General features: G+C 65.7%; 3 protein-coding genes. All 3 read right to left on the bottom strand.

The features are described 5' to 3' along the window. On the bottom strand, positions 1-402 hold a 402-nt coding region (locus tag E3T40_RS17685; protein WP_370287945.1), incomplete at its 3' end, for a SufD family Fe-S cluster assembly protein. After that, complete coding sequence (locus tag E3T40_RS17680) at positions 399-1,319, bottom strand: SufD family Fe-S cluster assembly protein (RefSeq protein WP_370287944.1); 921 nt, start codon at positions 1,317-1,319, stop codon at positions 399-401. The genes E3T40_RS17685 and E3T40_RS17680, both read right to left, overlap by 4 nt. Next, positions 1,320-1,766: SufD family Fe-S cluster assembly protein (locus E3T40_RS14905; RefSeq protein WP_174843680.1), on the bottom strand; the 447-nt coding region annotated here is incomplete at its 5' end.

Genomic DNA, 1,766 nt, shown 5'->3' with positions numbered 1-1,766 from the left:
GGTGAGTTCTGCTTCGATGGCCGCCTGGAGGCGTTCTTCGAGCAGGGGGGAGCCGATTTGTTGCACGATCTCGCTGAGGAAGCCGCGCACGACGAGGCGCCGGGCCTCGTCTTCGCTGATGCCGCGGGACTGCAGGTAGAACAGCTGCTCGTCGTCGAAGCGGCCGGTCGCGCTCGCGTGCCCGGCCCCCGTGATGTCGCCGGTCTCGATCTCGAGGTTCGGGATCGAGTCCGCCCGGGTGCCTTCGGTGAGCACGAGGTTACGGTTCTGTTCGTAGCTGTCGGTCCCGGCCGCATCCCGCCCGATCAGGACGTCGCCGATCCACACGGTGCGGGCACCCTGACCCTGCAACGCACCCTTGTAGGTGACGCGGCTGCGACTGTTCGGCGCGACATGGTTCACGAACACCTGCTGCTCGANGCACCCTTGTAGGTGACGCGGCTGCGACTGTTCGGCGCGACATGGTTCACGAACACCTGCTGCTCGAGGTGCTGGCCGGCGTCGGCGAAGTACAGGCCGAGCAGCTCCGTGTCCGAACCGATCCCGGCTAGACGCACCGACGGGTTCACCCGCACGATGCTGCCGCCCAGGCTCACCACGATGTGCTTCAACCGCGCGTCGCGGCCGATGGTGGCGAAGTGGTTCGTCAGNGCGTCGCGGCCGATGGTGGCGAAGTGGTTCGTCAGGTGCACGGCCGTGTCGCCCCATTCCTGCAGACTGACCACGGTCAGGTTCGCGGACTCGCCCAGGATGATCTCGACGTTCTCGCTCAGCCGGGCCGCACCCGTGTTCTCCAGGATCAGGATGGCCTGGCTGAATGGCTTGGCCTCGATGATGGTGTGCGCGCCGCGCGCGCCGGAACCCAGACCGGCACGGGTGACCGTGACCTCCTTGGCCTCCTCACCGCTGATCGTGATCGCGAGAGCCTTCTCGAAACTCGACCACGCGTTCGCCGACGCGCGCTCCTCGGGCGCCCCGGCCGAACCGATCCGCGGGTCGGTGCGATCGACCCAGGCGACGCTGACCCCGGGGACGCGTGAAGACTCGACCGGGTACTCCGACCCGTCGAGCACACCCGCGGTCAGGTCGGTGAACTTCTTCACCGGCGATAGCTTCCAGACCGCTTCACGACCCGTGACGGGACCGAAGTCGGCCACGTTCACGCTCGCGAACCGGTCCGACCGGGTCTGCACCGGCACATAACCGAAACGGCCGTCCGAGTGCTCCTTGATGCCGTGCTGCTCCGCAGTAGGCATGGCATCCGTTGTGGATGCCGGGGTGGTTGGTGGGGAATTGAGTTGTGCAGAGGCGGCGGACATTTAGCCGACGGATCCTTCCATGCCCATTTCAATGAGCTTGTTGAGTTCAAGGGCGTACTCCATCGGCAGCTCCCGGGCAATCGGCTCGATGAAGCCGCGCACGATCATGGCCATCGCCTCATCTTCGGGCATCCCCCGGCTCATCAGGTAGAACAGCTGCTCCTCGCTGACCCGCGACACCGTGGCCTCATGGCCCAACTGCACATCATCGACCCGGATATCGATCGACGGATACGTGTCCGAACGCGATTTCGTGTCCACCAGCAACGCGTCACAGCGCACCGTGTTCGCGGAGTGGTGCGCCGTGGCATCCACCCGCACCTCACCACGGTAACCAGACCGGCCACCACCCCGGGCAATCGACTTCGACACGATCGAAGACTGCGTATACGGCGCCATGTGGATCATCTTCGCGCCCGCATCCTGATGCTGACCGGGACCCGCGAA

The sequence above is a fragment of the Cryobacterium sp. TMT1-19 genome (genome assembly GCF_004403055.1).
Classification (GTDB): domain Bacteria; phylum Actinomycetota; class Actinomycetes; order Actinomycetales; family Microbacteriaceae; genus Cryobacterium; species Cryobacterium sandaracinum.
Note: the sequence above shows the minus strand (reverse complement) of the source record. Positions and strands in the feature narration are given on the sequence as shown.